The sequence below is a fragment of the Priestia sp. SB1 genome, from assembly GCF_038898415.1.
The window spans coordinates 35,654-53,808 of sequence record NZ_JBBJSS010000007.1; the positions used below are offsets into that span (position 1 = coordinate 35,654).

Sequence of the window (18,155 nt, forward strand, 5' to 3'; positions counted from 1 at the left end):
TTGTTTTAAAAGAAATTAAATTTTCCCTTTTTCAATACAAGACCTGCTCCGCCTTGAAGGAAAAGCGAGCGATTATCAACAACTTTTTTCATAAAAGATGCGCTTGAACCAAATAGTTTTCGACCGTATACAACGCCAATTGCGTCATCATGCCCTAACGAACATACCGTTCCTTTAATATCTGGTTTGAACTCGCTTAATTCTTTTTGCCCTTTCATCAAACGGCTAATATTTTCAGCGCAGGTACCGCCTTGTTGCATAGCGATTTGAGCTGTTGGCGGATAAGGACGTTCTGTTTCTGGGTTAATCATTAGTGAACAATCTCCAATAACAAACACATCTTCATGCCCTGGTGCCAGCAAGCTATTGCTTACTTTTACACGTCCGCGCATGTTCTCAAATCCAGCTTTTTCAATTAAATGACTGCCTCGAACACCTGCAGCCCATACAACTGTTGCTGATTTGATTTCTTCCACTTGGTCATCTTTTGATACAATAATTCCTTCTTCTGTACACTCTTTAATCGCTGTTCCGATCTTGAACTCGATTCCTTTTCGTTCTAGCTGTGTTACCGCATATTCTACAAGTTCCGGATCAAAACCTGGCAAGGCCGTAGGCGCTGCTTCTACACAAATAACGCGTACTTTTTCACGCGGGATATCAAACTCTTTGCAAAGCTGAGGGACTCGATTTGCTAATTCTCCCACAAATTCAATGCCGGTAAAGCCAGCACCTCCAACAATAATTGTCAGAAGTTCGTCTCTTTTTTCCACTTCATTGTTGTACGTCGCAAACACATAATCAATATGCTCACGAATTTGACGTGCTGCATTAATGCTCGTAATGGTAAATGCATGTTCTTTTAAACCTTTAATTCCGAAAGTTTCTGCTTCATACCCTAAAGCAACAACTAAATAATCGTACGTTAGCTCACTGTTTTCAAGAAGAACACGCTTTTCATCTAACTTAATATCTACGACCGTGTCTTTAATAAATGTAACCTTATTCGTGTTAATTAAATTTTTAACAGGAACACGAGATCGATCTTGATGAATTGTACCTGCCGATACTTCATGAAGCCATGTCGTTTCGTAATGGTAATCGTTTTTATTTACCAAAACAATTTCCGCATCACTAGCACCCAGTTTCTTTTGTAAATTAACAATTGTCATAATGCCGCCATACCCGGCACCCAAAATGACGATTTTAGGCTTTTTCATAGGAATGTCATCCACCTTTTTTAGTTATAGTCACAAGTATGTCTTACAAATATAATGATAAGAGCAATTTTATTTGGTTTGCTTTTTTATGTTAGTTTGAGCAAGAACGATCATCGCTATCCATTTATTATTCATATACGAAAAATAATGTGAATCACTTCACGTTCTTTTTTAAAAAAATACATTTTTTCTTTTTCAAAAAAATGTAAGCATAAGTCCTAGCTTGATTTACACCAACATCTTATGCTTTTTTCATCGGTTTTTCAACCCTTCACTTTGTATTTACAAGCTTTTAAATTTTCAATTACTTTCCTGTATACCCAGTTTTATATTTGACCAAAACGTGTGGTTATGTTAATGATTGCAAATACTGATCTTTAAGTTGAGAAAGTTTCTCAAACATTCCAGCGTGTTTTAATGATATTTTATAATTTACTATGCTATCATAAAGTAGAATATGCATTGGCACAGAACAATCTAGAGGTGATTATAAATGAAAGAAGATAAACAAGTATACGATATTACCATCATCGGAGGCGGCCCTACAGGCTTATTTACAGCATTTTATGGCGGTATGCGTCAGGCGAGCGTAAAAATTATTGAAAGCTTACCTCAGCTCGGTGGACAGCTTTCTGCTTTATATCCTGAAAAATATATTTATGACGTAGCTGGGTTTCCAAAAGTACGTGCTCAAGAATTAGTCAATAACCTAAAAGAGCAAATGGATCAATTTAAACCTGCAGTTGCACTAGAGCAAGCAGTAGAAAAGGTAGAAAAACAAGCGGACGGTGTATTCCGATTAACTACTAATTCTGAAGTCCACTATTCAAAAACAATTATTATTACGGCTGGAAACGGTGCATTTAAGCCCCGTAAAATTGAGCTAGAAAACGCAGAACAGTTCGAGCAAACGAACCTTCATTATTTTGTGGATGATATGAATAAATTCAAAGGCCGCAAAGTATTAGTATGCGGGGGTGGGGATTCTGCTGTAGACTGGTCTCTTATGTTAGAGCCGATCGCAGAAAAAGTAACGTTAACGCATCGCCGAGACAAGTTCCGCGCTCATGAACATAGCGTAGAAAACTTGCATAATTCATCAGTTGATATTAAAACACCATATGTACCGGTTGAATTTATTGGAGATGACCGTATTACACAAGTTGTGTTAGAAAATACAAAAGGTGAAGAAAAGACAGTAGTAGACGTAGATGATGTTATTGTAAACTTTGGATTTGTTTCTTCTCTAGGTCCAATTAAAGAATGGGACTTAGATTTAGAGAAAAATGCAATTGTTGTTAATTCAAAGCAAGAAACAAATATTCCTGGCATCTATGCAGCAGGTGATGTCTGCACATATGATGGAAAAGTAAAACTCATCGTGGCAGGATTTGGCGAAGGTCCGACTGCCGTTAATAACGCTAAAGCATACATTGACCCAAAGGCTCGCTTACAGCCTATGCACAGTACGTCAATGTTCTCATAAAAAAAGCAGGCTCTCGCCTGCTTTTTTTCATTGCTGGATTGGTGTAACCATTCGATGAATGATTTCACTCATCATTTCTGCATCACTGCTTATTAAACAGATTTCATAAAAGGAATGGTTTCCTTCTTGACTAGTTACGCTCATTCTGTAGGCCTTCAAGCCTTCGAGCTTGCTTAAATATTTTACTACCTCTGATTGACCGACAATACGTTCAATCAGCAGAATATGCTCTCCTTCCACTGCTCCATAGCTTTCGGCCAGAGATGCATTAGCATTTTCATAATAGCGAATGTAAGGTTCAGAATGGTTAAGAGGCACAGAGGACGAGTTTTGATGACAGACTTCACCTGAGGAAAAAGGCAAATGTTGAACAAATAAATGCGATTCACTGAAGTGAATACTTTTTGCATCCTTAGACTCCATTTTCCTATTTTCAAGTTTTAACCAGTTTATAAACCCCTTCCATAGAATAGGCAGGGTATTTTTTTTACGAAAACTGCCATAACCTCCTACTTGTTCTGCGTCGTAACGAGTCGCATCTATCAAATCCGTTCATCTCCTCTTTTTTATTGAGTATAAAAAAGACTGATTATTCTGTAAATAAGTTTGGTAGATGATGTAACATACAAAAATTTCTCACTAAAAAAGCTTTCTTCACCAGATGAGGTGAAGAAAGCTTTTTTATAAAAATATACTTAGCACTCTTCAGGAGCACCTGCGTTGCTTGCTGTACGGAAAGAAGAGCCGCAGCCGCATGCTGCAATGGCGTTCGGGTTATCAATTGTAAACCCTCCGCCTAGCATAGATTGCTTGTAATCAATTTTTACATCTTTTAAAATTGGAGCACTTTCGCTATCTACAAGAATCTTAATGCCATGTTGTTCAAACAGCGTATCGTTTTCATTTACTTCGTGTGCAAAACCCATGCCGTAAGAAAGACCTGAGCAGCCTCCTCCATTTACAGTAACACGTAAATAAGCATTTTCTTCTTCATGTTCTTTCATCATATCTTTTATTTGAAAGCTTGCAGCTTCTGTAATTGTTAGGATATCTTGACTCATTTTTAAACAGACCTCCTTTTTTGTTTAGTATACGACGAAATGTCTGTGACGACAAATCGTCTGCTTCTTCATTTTTAATAGTAATACGTGCCGTCGCAAATCACATTGGCTGGACCTGTCATTAACACATTGCCTTTATTTTGCCAAACAATCGTTAAATCTCCTCCAGCGAGGTGTACAACAGTAGGCACATCTTTTTTCGTCTTCTCATTTAACACGGACGAAACAACAGCAGCGCATGCTCCTGTCCCGCATGCTTGAGTGATACCCGAACCTCTTTCCCATACGCGAAAGTTCAGCTCTCTTTCGTTCACTACCTCGACAAATTCAACGTTCACTCCTTCTGGAAAACGCGCATCTTTTTCAACTACCGGACCTAGTGTAGTAAGAGGCGCTTGTTCAATATCATTTACATAAAAGACGACGTGAGGATTTCCCATTGATACAGCCGTCCCTTTTAACCGTTCTTTTCCAAATTCCATCTCTTCATCAACAACTTGGTATTGGCTTGCTCCCGTCATTGGAATTTGTTCTCTAGCTAAAATAGGCTCTCCCATATCGATTGTTACTTCTGGAACTTCATTTCCCTGCGGATGCACCGTTGCTTCTACAACTCCAGAAAGCGTTTCGATAAAAAATCTTTCGCTTGTTACTAAATTATGTTCGTATGCATATTTAGCTACACATCTTAAACCGTTTCCGCAGTTTTTTGCTTCCGAGCCGTCATTATTAAATACGCGCATTTTCACATCTGCGCGTTCAGATGGACAAATAAGAATCATTCCATCCGATCCGATTCCCGTATAAACATTTGAGACTTTTACAGCAAGCGGTGCTAACTCTTGCTCTTCTATATGTTCTTCAAACATATTTACGTAGATATAGTTGTTGCCAAGTGCATGCATTTTTGTAAACTGAAATTTTTTCATATTATCACCCATTATTTTTTTATGTAGCTCTAGTATAAAGTGATTCTCTTTTGTACACAATAATATCATCCCCCGTTTTTTTAGCTCCTTAATCATAAAGATTAAGGGGTTTTTTATTTTGTCCTCCTTTAGAGTATTAAAAAACAAAAGAAGCTTTATGATTACAAAGAGGATGGTTAAAGCGCATATATTTGCGCAAAAACGCATAAAAAAGCACGGCAAGACTAGCCGTGCTTACATCATCTATTCTATTAGCCTCATGTCCCTCTCCTGCTAAAAAGAGATACGACAGCGGGGGTAGTTTAAAACATTGGGTTTTCTTCTAAATGAATGTAGATATTATCTACTAACTGTTCAGGTGTTTCCGCCGTAACAATCTCTCCATTTACCAAGGCAAATAAAGATTGTGAACATTTCCCGCAATAACCTAAACATCCGTATTCAATAATATCTAGATTTGGATCTTTTTCAAGCTTTTCTAAAGCTGCTTGAGAACCGCTGGCTAAATTGCTAACGCAAAATTCAATAATTGGCTGTATCACGTTTTTTCACCTCTCTACTATTAGTTTATCCTATCTCCTTTCATTTTCAACGTCAACTTTAGAAATTCACGTTCATTTCGCGCGCGCTTTTTAGATTTATAGACTTTTTTCAAAAACGCATAAATAAGCTTTATTACGTGGATAGCTTGAAATTATGTTGAAACATATTGTGGTTTTTTATTAATTTAGTTATACTTTTATGTATAGAAAACCAAACGAGGTTATATTAAATTATTATTTAAGTAAAATATGTTATCTTATATAGCCTTTCATATCTTTTTGGCAACCATCCTTATTAACGGTAATTTGTACCCTCCTATTCTTAAAAGCAAGAATAATAGAGAGACAACAAAAATGCATGAAGCTAAAGGGGAAATTCACATGAAGAACCTTGTCATACTGGGCGGCGGATACGGTGGTATGCGCATTTTGCAGCGCCTTTTTCCGAATCAATTGCCTAACGATGTAGAAGTAACGCTTATTGACAAAGCACCTTATCACTCACTAAAAACTGAATTCTATGCACTTGCAGCTGGAACAATCTCTGATCAACATGTCCGTGTTGCTTTTCCTGAACACCCTCGCTTAAAAATCCGCTACGGCTGTGTAAAACGAATAGACCTGAAAGAGAAATGCGTCTATGTGGATGATCAAATGATCGCTTACGATGACCTGATTGTAGGACTCGGATGCGAAGATAAATATCATGGAGTTCCCGGAGCTCTTGAGCATACATACAGCATTCAATCCATTGATGCTTCACGAGCAACTTATCAGACATTAAACAACTTACCGGCCCACGCTACTGTTTCAATTGTCGGAGCTGGATTAAGCGGCGTAGAACTGGCAAGTGAGCTAAGAGAAAGCCGCCCGGATTTAAAAATCATCTTATTTGACCGCGGTAAATTAATTTTATCTGCTTTCCCAGAACGTTTAAGCAATTACGTTCAAACTTGGTTTACTTCAAACGGTGTCGAAATTGTAAATAGTGCTAATATTACAAAAGTAGAACCGAACATTCTTTATAATCATGATGAGCCCGTTCAAAGCGATGCAATCGTGTGGACAGCAGGCATTCAGCCAAATAAAGTGGTACGCGATTTAGACGTGGAAAAAGATCCTCAAGGACGCGTCGTATTGACAAAATACCATAACTTGCCTGACGATGAAAATGTCTACATTTTGGGTGACTGTGCAAGCCTACCGCACGCCCCAAGTGCTCAGCTTGCAGAAGGTCAGGCTGAACAAATTGTGCAAGTGCTTCTTCACCGCTGGAAAGGCGAAGCGCTTCCTGATGAATTGCCAACTATTAAATTAAAAGGCATACTTGGTTCATTAGGCAAAAAGCATGGGTTTGGCTTAGTTGCCGAACGTCCGATTACAGGACGCGTAGCTCGATTATTGAAATCAGGTATTCTTTGGATGTATAAACACCACAGTGGATAAAACAAAAGCCGTTAGATGACTGACAATCTAACGGCTTTTTTCGTTATGATGCGCGGAAACCATACTTCTCCATTTCCTCAAATACGCGCTTTAATTTCGGATTGCCTTCCCCAACAATTTCTCCATTAATGACCACTACAGGATAGAATAAATCTTCGTCAATCACACGCTTGGCAAAAGCTGCTTTTTCCGGATCCGTATGCGGCTCGTTTATATCTACATACGTGATAGCAAACGGTTGGTTCGGATATTTACGAGAAATAGCTGCCTCTAGCCAATCATAGGTGTCTTTTGAAGACGGCAGGTTAACACAGCTTGCACAAACAATTTCAGCTCCATAAATACACACTTCTACCTCAGTTGACTGCATAGCACATCCCCCTTGAATCTTTACATATAAACTGTACGATTATTCACACTTTTACTTCATTATGAATACTATTTTACACAAAACTGATTCATTGCACATCTTTTTCTTTTAAGGTAACATTACGATGTATACTCCAATAGATTTTTCATGAAAGACCGTTTATAATAAGAGTAGAAGAAAGGAGTCGATAGTTATGTCAGAAATGCACGAGCAAGTTCAAGAAGTATTAGAAAAACTTCGTCCGTTTTTACTTCGCGACGGTGGAGACTGTGAGCTAGTAGACGTAGAGGATGGTATTGTAAAATTACGTCTTTTAGGCGCTTGCGGAAGCTGCCCAAGTTCAACAATTACGCTAAAAGCTGGTATCGAACGTGCCCTTTTAGAAGAAGTACCTGGTGTAGTTGAAGTAGAACAAGTATTCTAATCTCTTTGATTTTATTATAAAAGCAACCTCCCATTTTATTGGGGCTTGCAAATGAAAAATCCTCATTCAAATGAATGAGGATTTTTTTATTAGCTCGTTGTGACTTCAGCTTCTACAAATACACCTTTGCGGTCAATTTGTAAAACATCTATTTCACAGTTCGGCAGTAAAGCATACATATGTTCAGCAATCGCTTTTCCTTTTCCTTTTGGTGCTAAACATAATACACTCGGACCGGCTCCGCTTAGTGACACACCGTATGCGCCGAGAGCTTTTGCTTCTTTTCGCACAAGAGAAAGTTCTGGCACGAGTCTCATGCGATATGGTTCGTGATATAAATCTTTCTCCATAAATTCGCCTACCAGAGGCAAATCTTTATTTAACAAGGCTGCTACTAGCATGTTGCCTATTGCTCCAGCTTCTACTGCATGGCGATAATTAATATCGGAAGGCAGCACATCACGGGCATCCGTTGTTTTTAATTCATATTCTGGAATAGCCATCACAATATCGACATCAAATTCAGGTATTTGAGCAATATATGTTTCCTTTTCATGATGGTAACCAACAACGATGCCGCCGTAAATAGACGGGCTGACGTTATCAGGATGTCCTTCCATTAAGCTGCTGATGCGAAGCTTTTCTCTTTTTGATAAACGCAAGTCACACAGTACATTGGCCAGCTCGATTCCAGCTACGATAGCCGATGCACTGCTTCCAAGTCCCCTTGCTAATGGAATGTTGCTCCAAACATTGACCTTCGCACTTGGAAGATCAATGTTAAATTGACGAGCCACGTCTTGTGCCACTTCATACATTAAGTTATCTGTACCTGTAGGAATACTTTGCACTTCTTTCGTTTCAGGGATAAAAACCCATTCGTCATGACGCTCTACTGTTAATCTTAAGTAGCGGGATAAAGCCACTCCAATGGAATCAAATCCTGGCCCTAAATTAGCAGAGCTAGCTGGAACCGTAATGACAAAACGCTCATTTTCTAGCATGAAGCAACGACACCTTGGATATACTCAAATACCTTTTCTTCATCATTTGGTAAAACCACTGGCTTTACGTTATGAGCATCGATTGCTACATTTGGATCTTTTAATCCATTACCTGTTAGTACAGCTACAACCGTTGAACCTTTTGCAATTTTACCAGAAGCTACATCTTTAAACACACCAGCAATTGAAGCGCAAGAACCTGGCTCTGCAAATACGCCTTCTTTGCGTGCAATTGTACGATATGCTTCTAAGATTTGTTCATCTGTCACTTCATCAATTTTTCCGTTTGATTCTTTTGCTGCGTTTACAGCATAATCCCAGCTTGCTGGATTTCCGATTCGAATAGCCGTTGCAATTGTTTCTGGATTTTCGATAACTTGATTACGCACGATCGCCGCTGCACCCTCTGCTTCAAAACCATGCATGTGAGGAAGAGACGTTTGGTGACGCTCACTGTATTCTTTGAATCCTTTCCAGTAAGCTGTAATATTCCCTGCATTCCCCACTGGGATAGCTAAAACGTCCGGCGCTTTTCCAAGCTGTTCACAAATCTCGAAAGAAGCTGTTTTTTGCCCTTCAATACGGTATGGGTTCACAGAGTTTACAAGTGCAACCGGTGATGTTTCACTTAGCTTACGAACCATAGAAAGCGCTTGGTCAAAGTTTCCTTCAATTGCTACAATTTCTGCACCATACATAACAGCTTGAGCTAATTTCCCCATCGCAATTTTCCCATTTGGAATAACAACGATACAGCGCATGCCAGCGCGTGATGCATAAGCTGCGGCAGCTGCGGATGTGTTACCTGTAGATGCACAAATAACCGTATTGCTTCCTTCTTCTTTTGCTTTTGCTACAGCCATTACCATTCCGCGGTCTTTAAATGACCCCGTTGGATTTAACCCTTCTACTTTCACATGTAAATCAATGCCTAGCTCTTTTGATAAATGAGCAAGATGAATTAAAGGCGTATTTCCTTCATGTAGCGTAAGCATAGGTGTTTTCTCTGTTACAGGTAAAAATTCTTTATATTCAGCTAATAGACCTTTCCACATCATACTGTGCCAACTCCCTCTACGCGGTAACTGCTTTTTACATTTTCTACAATTGGTAAATCCCGAAGCTGCTGAAGGATTTCCTCATAATCTTTTTGAGACGTTTTGTGTGTAACAACAACAATCTCAGCTAATTCGCTTCCTTTCACAGGAAGTTGGATAATTTTTTCGAAGCTCACGCCACGCTCTGAAAACAGTGTTGTTAATTTTGCAAATGCGCCAACTTGATCTTTAACATGAATACGTAAGAAATGCTTTGAAAACATTTCATCTTCTGCTTTTAACTGTTTTGGATACTGAGGTGTTACCGCACTTTTACCATTTACACCTAAACGCATGTTTTTCATAACGCCTACTAAATCGGATACGACAGCAGTGGCAGTTGGCAGGCTTCCTGCCCCCGGTCCATAAAACATCGTCTCTCCGACAGCTTCTCCGTATACATACACAGCATTGTACTCATCGCTTACTGAAGCAAGAGGATGTGTATCTGCTAAAAGAGTTGGCTGAACACTCACTTCTACATTGTCACCGTCACGATGTGCATATCCAATCAGTTTCATCGTATAACCTAGTTGTTTACTATATTGCAAGTCTTCTTCCGTTACTTCTGTAATACCTTGAACACGAACATCATCCAAATCAATTTTCATTGAAAACCCTAGTGTAGCCAAGATTGCCATTTTACGAGCAGCATCTAAACCACCTACGTCAGAAGTTGGATCCGCTTCAGCATATCCTAAATCCTGCGCTTCTTTTAACACTTCATCATAGGCGCTTCCTTCTTTTGTCATTTTCGTTAAAATGAAGTTTGTTGTTCCATTGACAATTCCCATCATCTTCGTAATACGATCAGATGCTAACCCATCTGCTAATCCGCGAAGGATTGGAATACCGCCAGCTACACTTGCTTCATAAAATAAATCACAATTATTTTCAGAAGCTACTGTTAACAATTCTGAGCCGTAAACCGCCATTAAATCTTTGTTTGCCGTTACCACATGCTTTTTATTACGAAGGGCTGTTAAGATATAGTCTCTTGTTTCTTCAACGCCACCCATTACTTCAATGACAACGTCAATCTCCGCGTTATGTAAAACGTCTTCAACATTCGTTGTTAATTTATCTTCACTGATCTCCACGTCACGTTTCTTATCAATATCTTTAACTACTACTTTTTTAACTTCTACAGGACATCCGACTTGATGACTTAATTTATCCTGATGATTTTCAATAATTTTGACTACTCCGCTTCCTACCGTTCCTAACCCTAATAATCCTACTGAAATACTTTTTGTCATATTCCTCACCTCTGTGTTCTTTCTACGTATACATTTGTTCTCTTATAGAGGACATTATAGACCTTATTTTTCTTTTTTACAAGGTTTACTGGCCATCTTTTCTCGTAAACTTGTTAAAAAAATTGGTATATAAAGATAAATGTAAATTTTTAAAATATTTCATTTTATTATCATAACATGGCTACCACTGTTTTTTAATAAAAAAAAGACAATTTCACTGAAATGAAATTGCCTTTTTCCATTATGATTTTTTCGCAAACGCTTCTTTATTTACAATTGTAATAGGAGACTCGTTTGTGAGCACTGCTTTAATGTTTTTTACGCATAAAGAAATCATTTCCATGCGCGTTTCGATACTCGCACTGCCGATGTGAGGAAGCGCTACAACATTAGGCAATTGAAGAAGAGGGTGAGAAGCAGAAATAGGCTCTTGATCGAATACATCCAAGCCAGCTCCGGCAATTTCACCTGATTGAATTGCATGTAACAGTGCTTGCTCATCAACCACTGCTCCTCTTGAAGCATTAATAAAAATCGCTGTTGTTTTCATCTGTTTAAATGCTTCAGCATTAAATAAATGTTTGGTTTCGTCCGTTAACGGTGTCAAACAAACAATAAAATCAGATCGCTCAAGCAGCTCATTTAACTCACAGTAAACTGCATCGAGCTTTTGTTCTGCTTGGAGGTTGCGGCTCCGATTGTGATACAAGATTTCCATATCAAAACCTGTAGCACGTTTCGCAAGCGTCTCTCCAATTTTCCCCATTCCAACAATACCTAATGTTTTATGATGAACATCTCTACCCGCTAACAAAAATGGGCTCCAGCTTTTCCACTGATTTTCTTTCACGTATTCAGCAGCTTCTACTAAACGTCTAGCTACACTCATTAACAAACCAAACGTTAAATCCGCTGTTGTATCAGATAAAACATCGGGTGTATTAGAAACGATAACTCCGCGTTCAGTTGCCGCTTCTATGTCAATATTATCGAATCCGACCGCTAAGTTAGCTACAAGCTTTAAATGAGGAGCTTGCGTAAGCAATTCACTGTCAATACGGTCTGAAAGCATTGTTAATAGAGCATGTGCGTGCTTAGCTTTTTCACAAAGCAGCTCATGAGGAACTGCCTCATCTTCTTTATCCCACATTTCCACATTCGCTACTGCCTTTAAAGGTTCAATTAATTCATTCGGTATTTTTCTCGTAATAAATACAAACGGCTTGTCCATATGTACGCCACCTCTTTATCCTTTTTAAACTGCATGCACAAAAACAAAATAGAAAAACGGGTTTGGATTATCCAACACCTATTTTTCTATTTTATCATATTCTATAGTAATCGCTTTTTAATGAATCCATGTTAATTCAGGAATGTGATAACGAGACGTTGAAATGCCTACCGACTGGTAAAAGCGCTTCAGAAAAGCTTCGTAGTGAGAAGAATGAGCTAATACTCCTTCAAGCTTCTCATAATACTTTTGTTTTTCCCGCTCATCTTGTACACTGTAGTATCCTTCAATGACCTCAAAATAATGAACGGGAAAAAGAAGTCTAGCATATAACAGTCTCCATGAAAAAGAAGAAAGTGGATTGACCTTTTCGTATTCACTTAAAAACTGATGCATGTGCCTTTCATCGACAGCGTATGTTAATAAATATTGTTCCCTTATATATTCAGCTATATCTCTGCTAGGGTGATCGAAAACCCAGTCTGCCGGGAGCTTGTAAACGTGGTCTTCCCCCCATGTTTTTTGGCCGAACCGATGATGACAAATCGTCGCAGCGTCAACTGACCGGGGCAAATCGTCAATTTCCGTGTCTACTAGGTATTGAATAGCATTTTCCGTTAATCCTAGGTAATAAGGAAAAGTTTCTAAAAAACGTTTTTCCATCTCTTGATTAGGTAAAGCACGTAATCTTCCATACCAAAATTGCTCCATCTGGTCGAGACGCTTCTCCCACATGGACTTCCATTGCCCTAGCCGGTTTGCTTTTTCCACTTCATAAGGAAACAGCCTCCCTTTTTGATGAAAAACAGCTAGCTCGTGCCCAGGTGAAAAATTGGGGTTTTTCTCTTCCGCAAGACATCGGCAAATGATAAATTTTTCAGTTTCAGTTTCTGTAATCATTTCTCCATTTAAATTAGGCATAAATGTTGCCACATGGCGATCACCTTGGCCCATCAGAAATTGACTCATTTGATATAGTTCATTTAACTCGTCTTGTTCCATTTGCTTTACATTAATGATTGTATATAAAATATCTCGATACTGAAAACCTTCAAATTTACCAACGGGCATAAATTCATTTGGACGTAATCCGTAATGCTCATAAATGGTTTGTATCATTTTAATCCCTCTCTTCATTCATTCAAGAAATTATATGATGGAAAACAACATTACTTGTCATAATATTTACGGAGGAATGAATAGATTAGAAATACACCATTTATAGTTATTTACTCCGGGTTAGTAGTATGAAACAACTTTAGACTTAAAAATATATAGAAAACAGGTGATGATACTTGGAGAAAAAACATACACAAAGTGAATTAGAAAAAAAAGCAAGAGAATGGTTAATAGAACGCGGCGTGGCTCTTACAGACATTGCTGAACTGGTCTATTACTTGCAAAAAAAGTATCACCCAAACTTAACAATCGAAGACTGTCTATATAACGTTGAGCGCGTCATTTCTAAACGAGAAGTTCAAAATGCTATTTTAACGGGTATTCAACTAGATGTCCTCACGGAAAAAAAAGTGATTGAGCCGCCTCTGTTGGATATTCTTGAGAAAGATGAAGGTTTATACGGTATCGACGAAATTTTAGCATTATCGATTGTAAATGTGTACGGATCAATCGGCTTTACCAATTACGGGTATATTGATAAACAAAAGCCGGGTATTTTAGAAAGATTAAATGATAAATCTACTGGAGAGTGCCACACTTTCTTAGATGATTTAGTAGGCGCAATTGCTGCCGCTGCTTCTAGCCGGTTAGCGCATCGGGCTGCCAGTCAAGAATAGGTTTTAAAAACAAAAAAAGCTGTCAATTGACAGCTTTTTAAATTCGCTCCATCCACTCTTTTAGTGAATCTACCGTATAAGTTGGCTTTTTCTCATATCCTTCTAGTAACTCTCTTGTTGTTACCCCTGTATGGACTAATAATGTATCTAAGCCTGCATTCATCCCTGCTAAAATATCTGTATCATAGTAATCACCAATCATAATTGTTTCTTCTTTTGGCGTACCGATGACTTCAAGGGCTTGCTCCATAATAATACTTTCTGGTTTACCAATAAATACTGGATTTGTTTGAGTAGAAACCGTAATAACGGACGTGATAGATCCATTACCAGGCAGTAAGCCTCTTTCAGTAGGAATCGCAATATCTCCGTTCGTCGAAACAAAAAAGGCCCCGTTTCGAACGTTTAAACATGCTTTTGCTAATTTTTCATATGTAATTTCCTGATCCAAACCAACAACTACGAAATCCGTATCTTCCTCTTCAATGGTAAATCCTTTTTCAAGCAACGCATGTCGGATTCCTTCTCCACCAATTACATAAGCTGAAGCGTTTGCTTTGCGTTCATGCAAATAATTAGCTGTTGCCTGGCTCGTTGTAAAAACTTGCTCTTCTGTTGCAGGAATGCCAAATGCCTCTAGCTTTTCAGCTACTTTATCGGGCGTTTTTGTTGAGTTGTTTGTTACAAATAAATAAGGAATTCCTTTTTCCTTTAATTTAATAACAAAATCACGCGCCTCGGCAATTAGCTCTGTTCCTTTGTACATGGTTCCATCTAAATCAATCAAATATCCTTTATATTCCTTCATGTTGTGTGATCTCCTTTCAAGTCTCATACTTGAAATCATAGCTTATTTTTTATACAACTACAAATTGCTTGCCTTTAGTTACGAAAAGCAGACACAGGTCCTAACTCTGTCTCTAGATATGTCCTTACGCGCTCTGAAAATGCCGCCAGCACGTCTTTATGCTGCATCACTTTTTGATAAATATCCTGATGATTAACATCCACATATTCTTGAACAAGGCTTTTACGCAATTGAACAATCTCTTTTAATGGTGTTTCTTCCTCTTTTTTAACCACTTTCTCATCAACTAAAATGTCAATGATATCATCGTAACTGCCTGGGTCTCTCATAATAAAACCATCAATCATTGCATTTCCTACATCTAAAACGTTTTCAATTAAAAGATGTACAATTCTCTCTAATGCCTTTTTCTCTATTTCTGTGTTCCAGCTCGAATGCTCAGCAAACAAACGAACGTGTTCATCAAAAAAAACAAGCGTGGCTTCTATTTTTTCACGATCTACAAAGTACATATTATTTCCTCCCTAGTTGTCAGCTCTGTATAAATCTTCTTTCATAAACAAACGGGGTTCCTGTTCTATTTTATCATGACCCATTATCCATTTGATAAATTCATTTTTGTTTTTGACCTTATTTGATATGATACAAATACAACCTATGAAAGGAGTATACCTATGAGCGAACGCTTTTATCTATATGACGATGTCGTCTCTACAAAGACCCGGTTTGTCAGCTTTATGGGCGAAAATCAACGATTTGATTTAGCTATTATCCAAACCGACCGTTATTATGGCAAACAAGTTGTTCTTGATATTCAAGGAGGACGCTTTGCCATTATTGGACAAGATGACCTTGAAGAACCCCACTATCTTGAAGAAGTATTTAAACTAAACAGCGAAGATGGTCAGGAACTTCGCGAATTTTTATATGAAATCATCTAAAAAAAAAGGCAGCGTGAAGGACAATTAGTGTCTTCGGCTTGCCTTTTTTTACTTATGGACTTTTTTTAAGACAAAATACGCACAGCCAAAATTACAATATTCATGTAAATAATCTTGAAGCGTACTAATCTTCGTATCATACGTTGCCTTCTGGTTACGATCATCAAAAAAGCCTCGCAGTCGAAGCTGATTGTATCCCCAATCTCCCACAATATAGTCATAGCGGCTCAGCACGTCGATAAAGCGACCTCTAAACGCCTCTTCATTAAATGCCTCGCGCTCATCTTTTAATACTTCATAACAAATATTATTGATACAGACCATTGCTCACACCTCTTCTCTTAAAATTTACCATACCATAATTATGATGATGAAACCATCAATTAACATGAAATTTTTCACGTATAAGCAGCACTCTAATCCTGTAGGAGTTTTATCGTTATACCTACTGATCTTTTATGCTCCACATGAAGGTTCGCCGGTTTACCTGGCGTACGATATTTAACTACAGGAGGTGGAAATGGTGAAGAAATCTATTCTTGGAATCGCTTTAATAACAAGTATTTTAACCATTGGCTGTCAAAATAAAAACACAGCTGAAAATGAAAATTTATCACCAAACAACCCAGATGCCATTAATGTAAACGAGCCTAATCATTATTATAATCCAAATAATAATAGCGGCACAAATTATGGATATGTCCGATACACTAAAAACACAAATGAACAAAGTTCCAATATGAACCAAGTAGGAACATTTAACCGAGAGGAAGCAGCCGACAATATTAGTAAACTGAGCACCGCTATCCCAAATATTAAACAAGCCGCTACGCTAGTAACGGATAAAGATGTGCTTGTTGCTTATAAAACAGATGCTAAAAACAGGAATAACGCAGCCGATCAGGTAAAACGTACAGCTATGTCTGTAGCCCCTCGTTATTATCATGTATACGTCTCAGATAATCCGAAACAGATGGACCAAATCGAAAATATCAGTGAAATGAATACACAAACAAATGATGCTAGAAAACGAATCGATGCTGTTATTCAACAAATGCTAAAATCTCCCCAAGGGCGTAAAATGAACGGCGGAGAAGATGCAAATGGAAGAGAGAAAAACGAATTGAATGAACCGATGACGGACAAAGATATGGTGGAATAGACAAAAAAGTTGAGACGTAACTAAAAGAATGTAATCGAAAGACGAAGAAATGAGACACATGAGCTGAACCGCTTGTGACACCGCAGTTGATTTCCGTGCAAGGTTTCGCTTTCCGCGGGCGGCCGCTGAGCCTCCTCGTCGCTTGCGCTGCTGTGGGGTCTCACCTGTTCCGCTGTTCCCGCAGGAGTCTTCGCCTTGCCCTCCAATCAACTGCTAGAAGGAACAAAACAGATAAATTTTACGTTAACCGTAACAAAAAAAACGAACCACTAATCAAACAATTTGATTAATGGTTCGTTTTTCACTTCGGCTAAACTACTTTCGTCCCAGCCTCTTTTTACCTTATTTGCTTTCTTGTGCTTTGTTTTTGGCAGCAGCGTTAACTTGCTCATCTGCATGGTAAGAAGAACGTACAAGAGGACCTGCTTCGACATGGCTGAATCCTTTTGATAATGCAATTTCTTTTAGCTCTTCAAACTCATTTGGATGGTAATATTTCTGAACTTTTATGTGCTTTTTAGTTGGCTGTAGATATTGGCCTAGCGTCATAATATCTACATTGTTCGCACGCAAATCATCCATCGTTTCAATAATTTCTTCTTTTGTTTCTCCTAGACCAAGCATGATACTTGATTTTGTAGGGATATCCGGCTGCATTTCTTTTGCACGGCGAAGGAACTCAAGAGAACGCTCATATTTAGCACGAGCACGAACACGAGGCGTAAGGCTGCGTACTGTTTCAATATTATGGTTTAAAATATCAGGACGTGCGTCCATTACAATACGTAAGTTCTCTTCCACACCGCCCATATCAGAAGGCAATACTTCAATTGTTGTGAATGGATTTTTACGACGAATCGCACGAATTGTTTCAGCTAATACGCTTGCTCCTCCGTCTTTTAAATCATCGCGAGCTACTACTGTGATAACCGCATGTTTTAAGTTCATTAGCTGAACAGAATCTGCTACGCGTTCTGGCTCTTCTAAATCTAATTCTGTTGGTAAACCTGTCTTAACCGCGCAAAAACGACAGGCACGTGTACATACTTCTCCTAAAATCATAAAAGTTGCCGTACGACGAACAGCCCAACACTCATGAATATTCGGACATCTTGCTTCTTCACAAACTGTATGAAGGTTTTTTTCACGCATCATTTTCTTTAAGCCTGTGTAATTTTCGTTTGTGTTTAGCTTAATCTTCAGCCACTCGGGTTTGCGGACATGCTCTTCTTTTGTTGCCATATTATCAACTCCACCAATCTAGAAAATGTCTATAACCTATATGCTTAATTTTAACTACATATTAAAAACATAACTATATGTCACTTTATCATAAAAAAGTGAGATTCGACAAGTTGTCTGCTCTTTATTTTCCTCAG

Annotated in this window: 22 protein-coding genes; 6 read left to right on the forward strand and 16 right to left on the reverse strand. The window is 38.4% G+C overall.

Annotated features, from left to right (window positions below; translation table 11 throughout):
• Positions 1–5 precede the first annotated feature (5 nt).
• Positions 6–1,220 (reverse strand): NAD(P)/FAD-dependent oxidoreductase, encoded by a 1,215-nt coding sequence (locus WKH56_RS24445; protein ID WP_033580456.1) that lies wholly within the window; start codon positions 1,218–1,220, stop codon positions 6–8.
• Positions 1,221–1,713: 493 nt separating this feature from the next.
• On the opposite strand from WKH56_RS24445, the gene WKH56_RS24450 reads away from it, so the two are divergent.
• Positions 1,714–2,706: an NAD(P)/FAD-dependent oxidoreductase gene (locus WKH56_RS24450; protein ID WP_013059618.1), complete on the forward strand. Its 993-nt coding sequence runs from the start codon at positions 1,714–1,716 to the stop codon at positions 2,704–2,706.
• A 27-nt stretch (positions 2,707–2,733) separates the two neighbouring features.
• Here WKH56_RS24450 and WKH56_RS24455 read toward each other — a convergent pair whose 3' ends face one another.
• The 4 genes from WKH56_RS24455 to WKH56_RS24470 all read right to left on the reverse strand — a co-directional run bounded on the left by WKH56_RS24455 (position 2,734) and on the right by WKH56_RS24470 (position 5,238).
• Positions 2,734–3,252 carry a hypothetical protein gene (locus WKH56_RS24455; RefSeq protein ID WP_098627022.1) on the reverse strand — a complete coding sequence of 173 codons (519 nt, stop codon included), beginning with the start codon at positions 3,250–3,252 and terminating at the stop codon, positions 2,734–2,736.
• A gap of 149 nt (positions 3,253–3,401) precedes the next feature.
• Entirely contained in the window at positions 3,402–3,767 is a 366-nt protein-coding gene (locus tag WKH56_RS24460; RefSeq protein ID WP_025752687.1) for a HesB/IscA family protein, read from the reverse strand.
• Positions 3,768–3,841: 74 nt separating this feature from the next.
• Positions 3,842–4,696 carry a diaminopimelate epimerase gene (gene dapF, locus WKH56_RS24465; protein ID WP_098627080.1) on the reverse strand — a complete coding sequence of 285 codons (855 nt, stop codon included), beginning with the start codon at positions 4,694–4,696 and terminating at the stop codon, positions 3,842–3,844.
• A gap of 302 nt (positions 4,697–4,998) precedes the next feature.
• A complete protein-coding gene (locus tag WKH56_RS24470; protein ID WP_033580454.1) occupies positions 4,999–5,238 on the reverse strand; it encodes a YuzB family protein in 240 nt (79 codons plus the stop codon).
• 381 nt (positions 5,239–5,619) lie between these two features.
• On the opposite strand from WKH56_RS24470, the gene WKH56_RS24475 reads away from it, so the two are divergent.
• A complete protein-coding gene (locus tag WKH56_RS24475; RefSeq protein ID WP_028412619.1) occupies positions 5,620–6,684 on the forward strand; it encodes an NAD(P)/FAD-dependent oxidoreductase in 1,065 nt (354 codons plus the stop codon).
• Positions 6,685–6,727: 43 nt separating this feature from the next.
• Here the strand turns inward: WKH56_RS24475 and WKH56_RS24480 are convergent, their stop codons facing one another.
• Positions 6,728–7,054: a YuzD family protein gene (locus WKH56_RS24480; protein ID WP_168761557.1), complete on the reverse strand. Its 327-nt coding sequence runs from the start codon at positions 7,052–7,054 to the stop codon at positions 6,728–6,730.
• 193 nt (positions 7,055–7,247) lie between these two features.
• On the opposite strand from WKH56_RS24480, the gene WKH56_RS24485 reads away from it, so the two are divergent.
• Complete coding sequence (locus WKH56_RS24485) at positions 7,248–7,478, forward strand: NifU family protein (protein ID WP_013059625.1); 231 nt, start codon at positions 7,248–7,250, stop codon at positions 7,476–7,478.
• An 89-nt stretch (positions 7,479–7,567) separates the two neighbouring features.
• Here the strand turns inward: WKH56_RS24485 and thrB are convergent, their stop codons facing one another.
• The 5 genes from thrB to yutH form a co-directional block, all read right to left on the reverse strand.
• On the reverse strand, positions 7,568–8,482 hold the full coding sequence (thrB, locus tag WKH56_RS24490; RefSeq protein ID WP_033580452.1) for a homoserine kinase: 915 nt from the start codon (positions 8,480–8,482) through the stop codon (positions 7,568–7,570).
• Positions 8,476–9,537, reverse strand: a complete 1,062-nt coding sequence (gene thrC, locus WKH56_RS24495) for a threonine synthase (protein ID WP_025752680.1) — start codon at positions 9,535–9,537, stop codon at positions 8,476–8,478. Before thrC ends, thrB begins: the two co-directional genes overlap by 7 nt.
• Positions 9,537–10,838, reverse strand: coding sequence for a homoserine dehydrogenase (locus tag WKH56_RS24500; protein WP_013059628.1), 1,302 nt, complete (start codon positions 10,836–10,838; stop codon positions 9,537–9,539). The genes thrC and WKH56_RS24500 overlap by 1 nt, the downstream gene beginning before the upstream one ends.
• Before the next feature lie 241 nt (positions 10,839–11,079).
• A complete protein-coding gene (locus WKH56_RS24505; protein ID WP_168761556.1) occupies positions 11,080–12,069 on the reverse strand; it encodes a 2-hydroxyacid dehydrogenase in 990 nt (329 codons plus the stop codon).
• A gap of 117 nt (positions 12,070–12,186) precedes the next feature.
• Positions 12,187–13,188: a spore coat putative kinase YutH gene (gene yutH, locus WKH56_RS24510; RefSeq protein ID WP_028412623.1), complete on the reverse strand. Its 1,002-nt coding sequence runs from the start codon at positions 13,186–13,188 to the stop codon at positions 12,187–12,189.
• Positions 13,189–13,364: 176 nt separating this feature from the next.
• On the opposite strand from yutH, the gene WKH56_RS24515 reads away from it, so the two are divergent.
• Positions 13,365–13,865, forward strand: a complete 501-nt coding sequence (locus WKH56_RS24515) for a phosphatidylglycerophosphatase A family protein (protein ID WP_013059631.1) — start codon at positions 13,365–13,367, stop codon at positions 13,863–13,865.
• Positions 13,866–13,902: 37 nt separating this feature from the next.
• On the opposite strand, the gene WKH56_RS24520 is transcribed toward WKH56_RS24515, so the two are convergent.
• Positions 13,903–14,673, reverse strand: a complete 771-nt coding sequence (locus WKH56_RS24520; protein ID WP_013059632.1) for a TIGR01457 family HAD-type hydrolase — start codon at positions 14,671–14,673, stop codon at positions 13,903–13,905.
• Between the two features lie 74 nt (positions 14,674–14,747).
• A complete protein-coding gene (locus WKH56_RS24525; protein ID WP_013085332.1) occupies positions 14,748–15,185 on the reverse strand; it encodes a DUF86 domain-containing protein in 438 nt (145 codons plus the stop codon).
• A 162-nt stretch (positions 15,186–15,347) separates the two neighbouring features.
• Between WKH56_RS24525 and WKH56_RS24530 the strand changes: the two genes are divergently transcribed.
• The gene (locus tag WKH56_RS24530; protein WP_033580450.1) at positions 15,348–15,614 is read left to right on the forward strand and encodes a DUF3055 domain-containing protein; all 267 of its coding nucleotides are present in this window, start codon (positions 15,348–15,350) and stop codon (positions 15,612–15,614) included.
• A gap of 48 nt (positions 15,615–15,662) precedes the next feature.
• Here the strand turns inward: WKH56_RS24530 and WKH56_RS24535 are convergent, their stop codons facing one another.
• The gene (locus WKH56_RS24535) at positions 15,663–15,938 is read right to left on the reverse strand and encodes a YutD family protein (protein ID WP_013059635.1); all 276 of its coding nucleotides are present in this window, start codon (positions 15,936–15,938) and stop codon (positions 15,663–15,665) included.
• A 196-nt stretch (positions 15,939–16,134) separates the two neighbouring features.
• Between WKH56_RS24535 and WKH56_RS24540 the strand changes: the two genes are divergently transcribed.
• The gene (locus WKH56_RS24540; RefSeq protein ID WP_342836894.1) at positions 16,135–16,776 is read left to right on the forward strand and encodes a YhcN/YlaJ family sporulation lipoprotein; all 642 of its coding nucleotides are present in this window, start codon (positions 16,135–16,137) and stop codon (positions 16,774–16,776) included.
• Here the strand turns inward: WKH56_RS24540 and WKH56_RS24545 are convergent.
• Together WKH56_RS24545 and lipA are read right to left on the reverse strand one after the other, a co-directional pair.
• The gene (locus WKH56_RS24545; RefSeq protein WP_342836895.1) at positions 16,672–16,986 is read right to left on the reverse strand and encodes a hypothetical protein; all 315 of its coding nucleotides are present in this window, start codon (positions 16,984–16,986) and stop codon (positions 16,672–16,674) included. The genes WKH56_RS24540 and WKH56_RS24545 overlap by 105 nt on opposite strands.
• A 132-nt stretch (positions 16,987–17,118) precedes the next feature.
• On the reverse strand, positions 17,119–18,018 hold the full coding sequence (gene lipA / locus WKH56_RS24550) for a lipoyl synthase (RefSeq protein ID WP_013059637.1): 900 nt from the start codon (positions 18,016–18,018) through the stop codon (positions 17,119–17,121).
• Between the last annotated feature and the right edge of the window lie 137 nt (positions 18,019–18,155).

Bases quoted from the DNA above. Each gene is read 5' to 3' on its own strand.
- WKH56_RS24475 (WP_028412619.1), top strand. From the start codon at position 5,620: ATGAAGAACCTTGTCATACTGGGCGGCGGATACGGTGGTATGCGCATT.
- WKH56_RS24535 (WP_013059635.1), bottom strand. From the start codon at position 15,938: ATGGTCTGTATCAATAATATTTGTTATGAAGTATTAAAAGATGAGCGC.
- WKH56_RS24530 (WP_033580450.1), top strand. From the start codon at position 15,348: ATGAGCGAACGCTTTTATCTATATGACGATGTCGTCTCTACAAAGACC.
- WKH56_RS24480 (WP_168761557.1), bottom strand. From the start codon at position 7,054: ATGCAGTCAACTGAGGTAGAAGTGTGTATTTATGGAGCTGAAATTGTT.
- WKH56_RS24450 (WP_013059618.1), top strand. From the start codon at position 1,714: ATGAAAGAAGATAAACAAGTATACGATATTACCATCATCGGAGGCGGC.
- lipA (WP_013059637.1), bottom strand. From the start codon at position 18,018: ATGGCAACAAAAGAAGAGCATGTCCGCAAACCCGAGTGGCTGAAGATT.
- WKH56_RS24485 (WP_013059625.1), top strand. From the start codon at position 7,248: ATGTCAGAAATGCACGAGCAAGTTCAAGAAGTATTAGAAAAACTTCGT.
- WKH56_RS24460 (WP_025752687.1), bottom strand. From the start codon at position 3,767: ATGAGTCAAGATATCCTAACAATTACAGAAGCTGCAAGCTTTCAAATA.
- thrB (WP_033580452.1), bottom strand. From the start codon at position 8,482: ATGCTAGAAAATGAGCGTTTTGTCATTACGGTTCCAGCTAGCTCTGCT.
- WKH56_RS24520 (WP_013059632.1), bottom strand. From the start codon at position 14,673: ATGAAGGAATATAAAGGATATTTGATTGATTTAGATGGAACCATGTAC.
- WKH56_RS24540 (WP_342836894.1), top strand. From the start codon at position 16,135: ATGGTGAAGAAATCTATTCTTGGAATCGCTTTAATAACAAGTATTTTA.
- WKH56_RS24500 (WP_013059628.1), bottom strand. From the start codon at position 10,838: ATGACAAAAAGTATTTCAGTAGGATTATTAGGGTTAGGAACGGTAGGA.
- WKH56_RS24505 (WP_168761556.1), bottom strand. From the start codon at position 12,069: ATGGACAAGCCGTTTGTATTTATTACGAGAAAAATACCGAATGAATTA.
- yutH (WP_028412623.1), bottom strand. From the start codon at position 13,188: ATGATACAAACCATTTATGAGCATTACGGATTACGTCCAAATGAATTT.
- thrC (WP_025752680.1), bottom strand. From the start codon at position 9,537: ATGTGGAAAGGTCTATTAGCTGAATATAAAGAATTTTTACCTGTAACA.
- WKH56_RS24445 (WP_033580456.1), bottom strand. From the start codon at position 1,220: ATGAAAAAGCCTAAAATCGTCATTTTGGGTGCCGGGTATGGCGGCATT.
- WKH56_RS24525 (WP_013085332.1), bottom strand. From the start codon at position 15,185: ATGTACTTTGTAGATCGTGAAAAAATAGAAGCCACGCTTGTTTTTTTT.
- dapF (WP_098627080.1), bottom strand. From the start codon at position 4,696: ATGAAAAAATTTCAGTTTACAAAAATGCATGCACTTGGCAACAACTAT.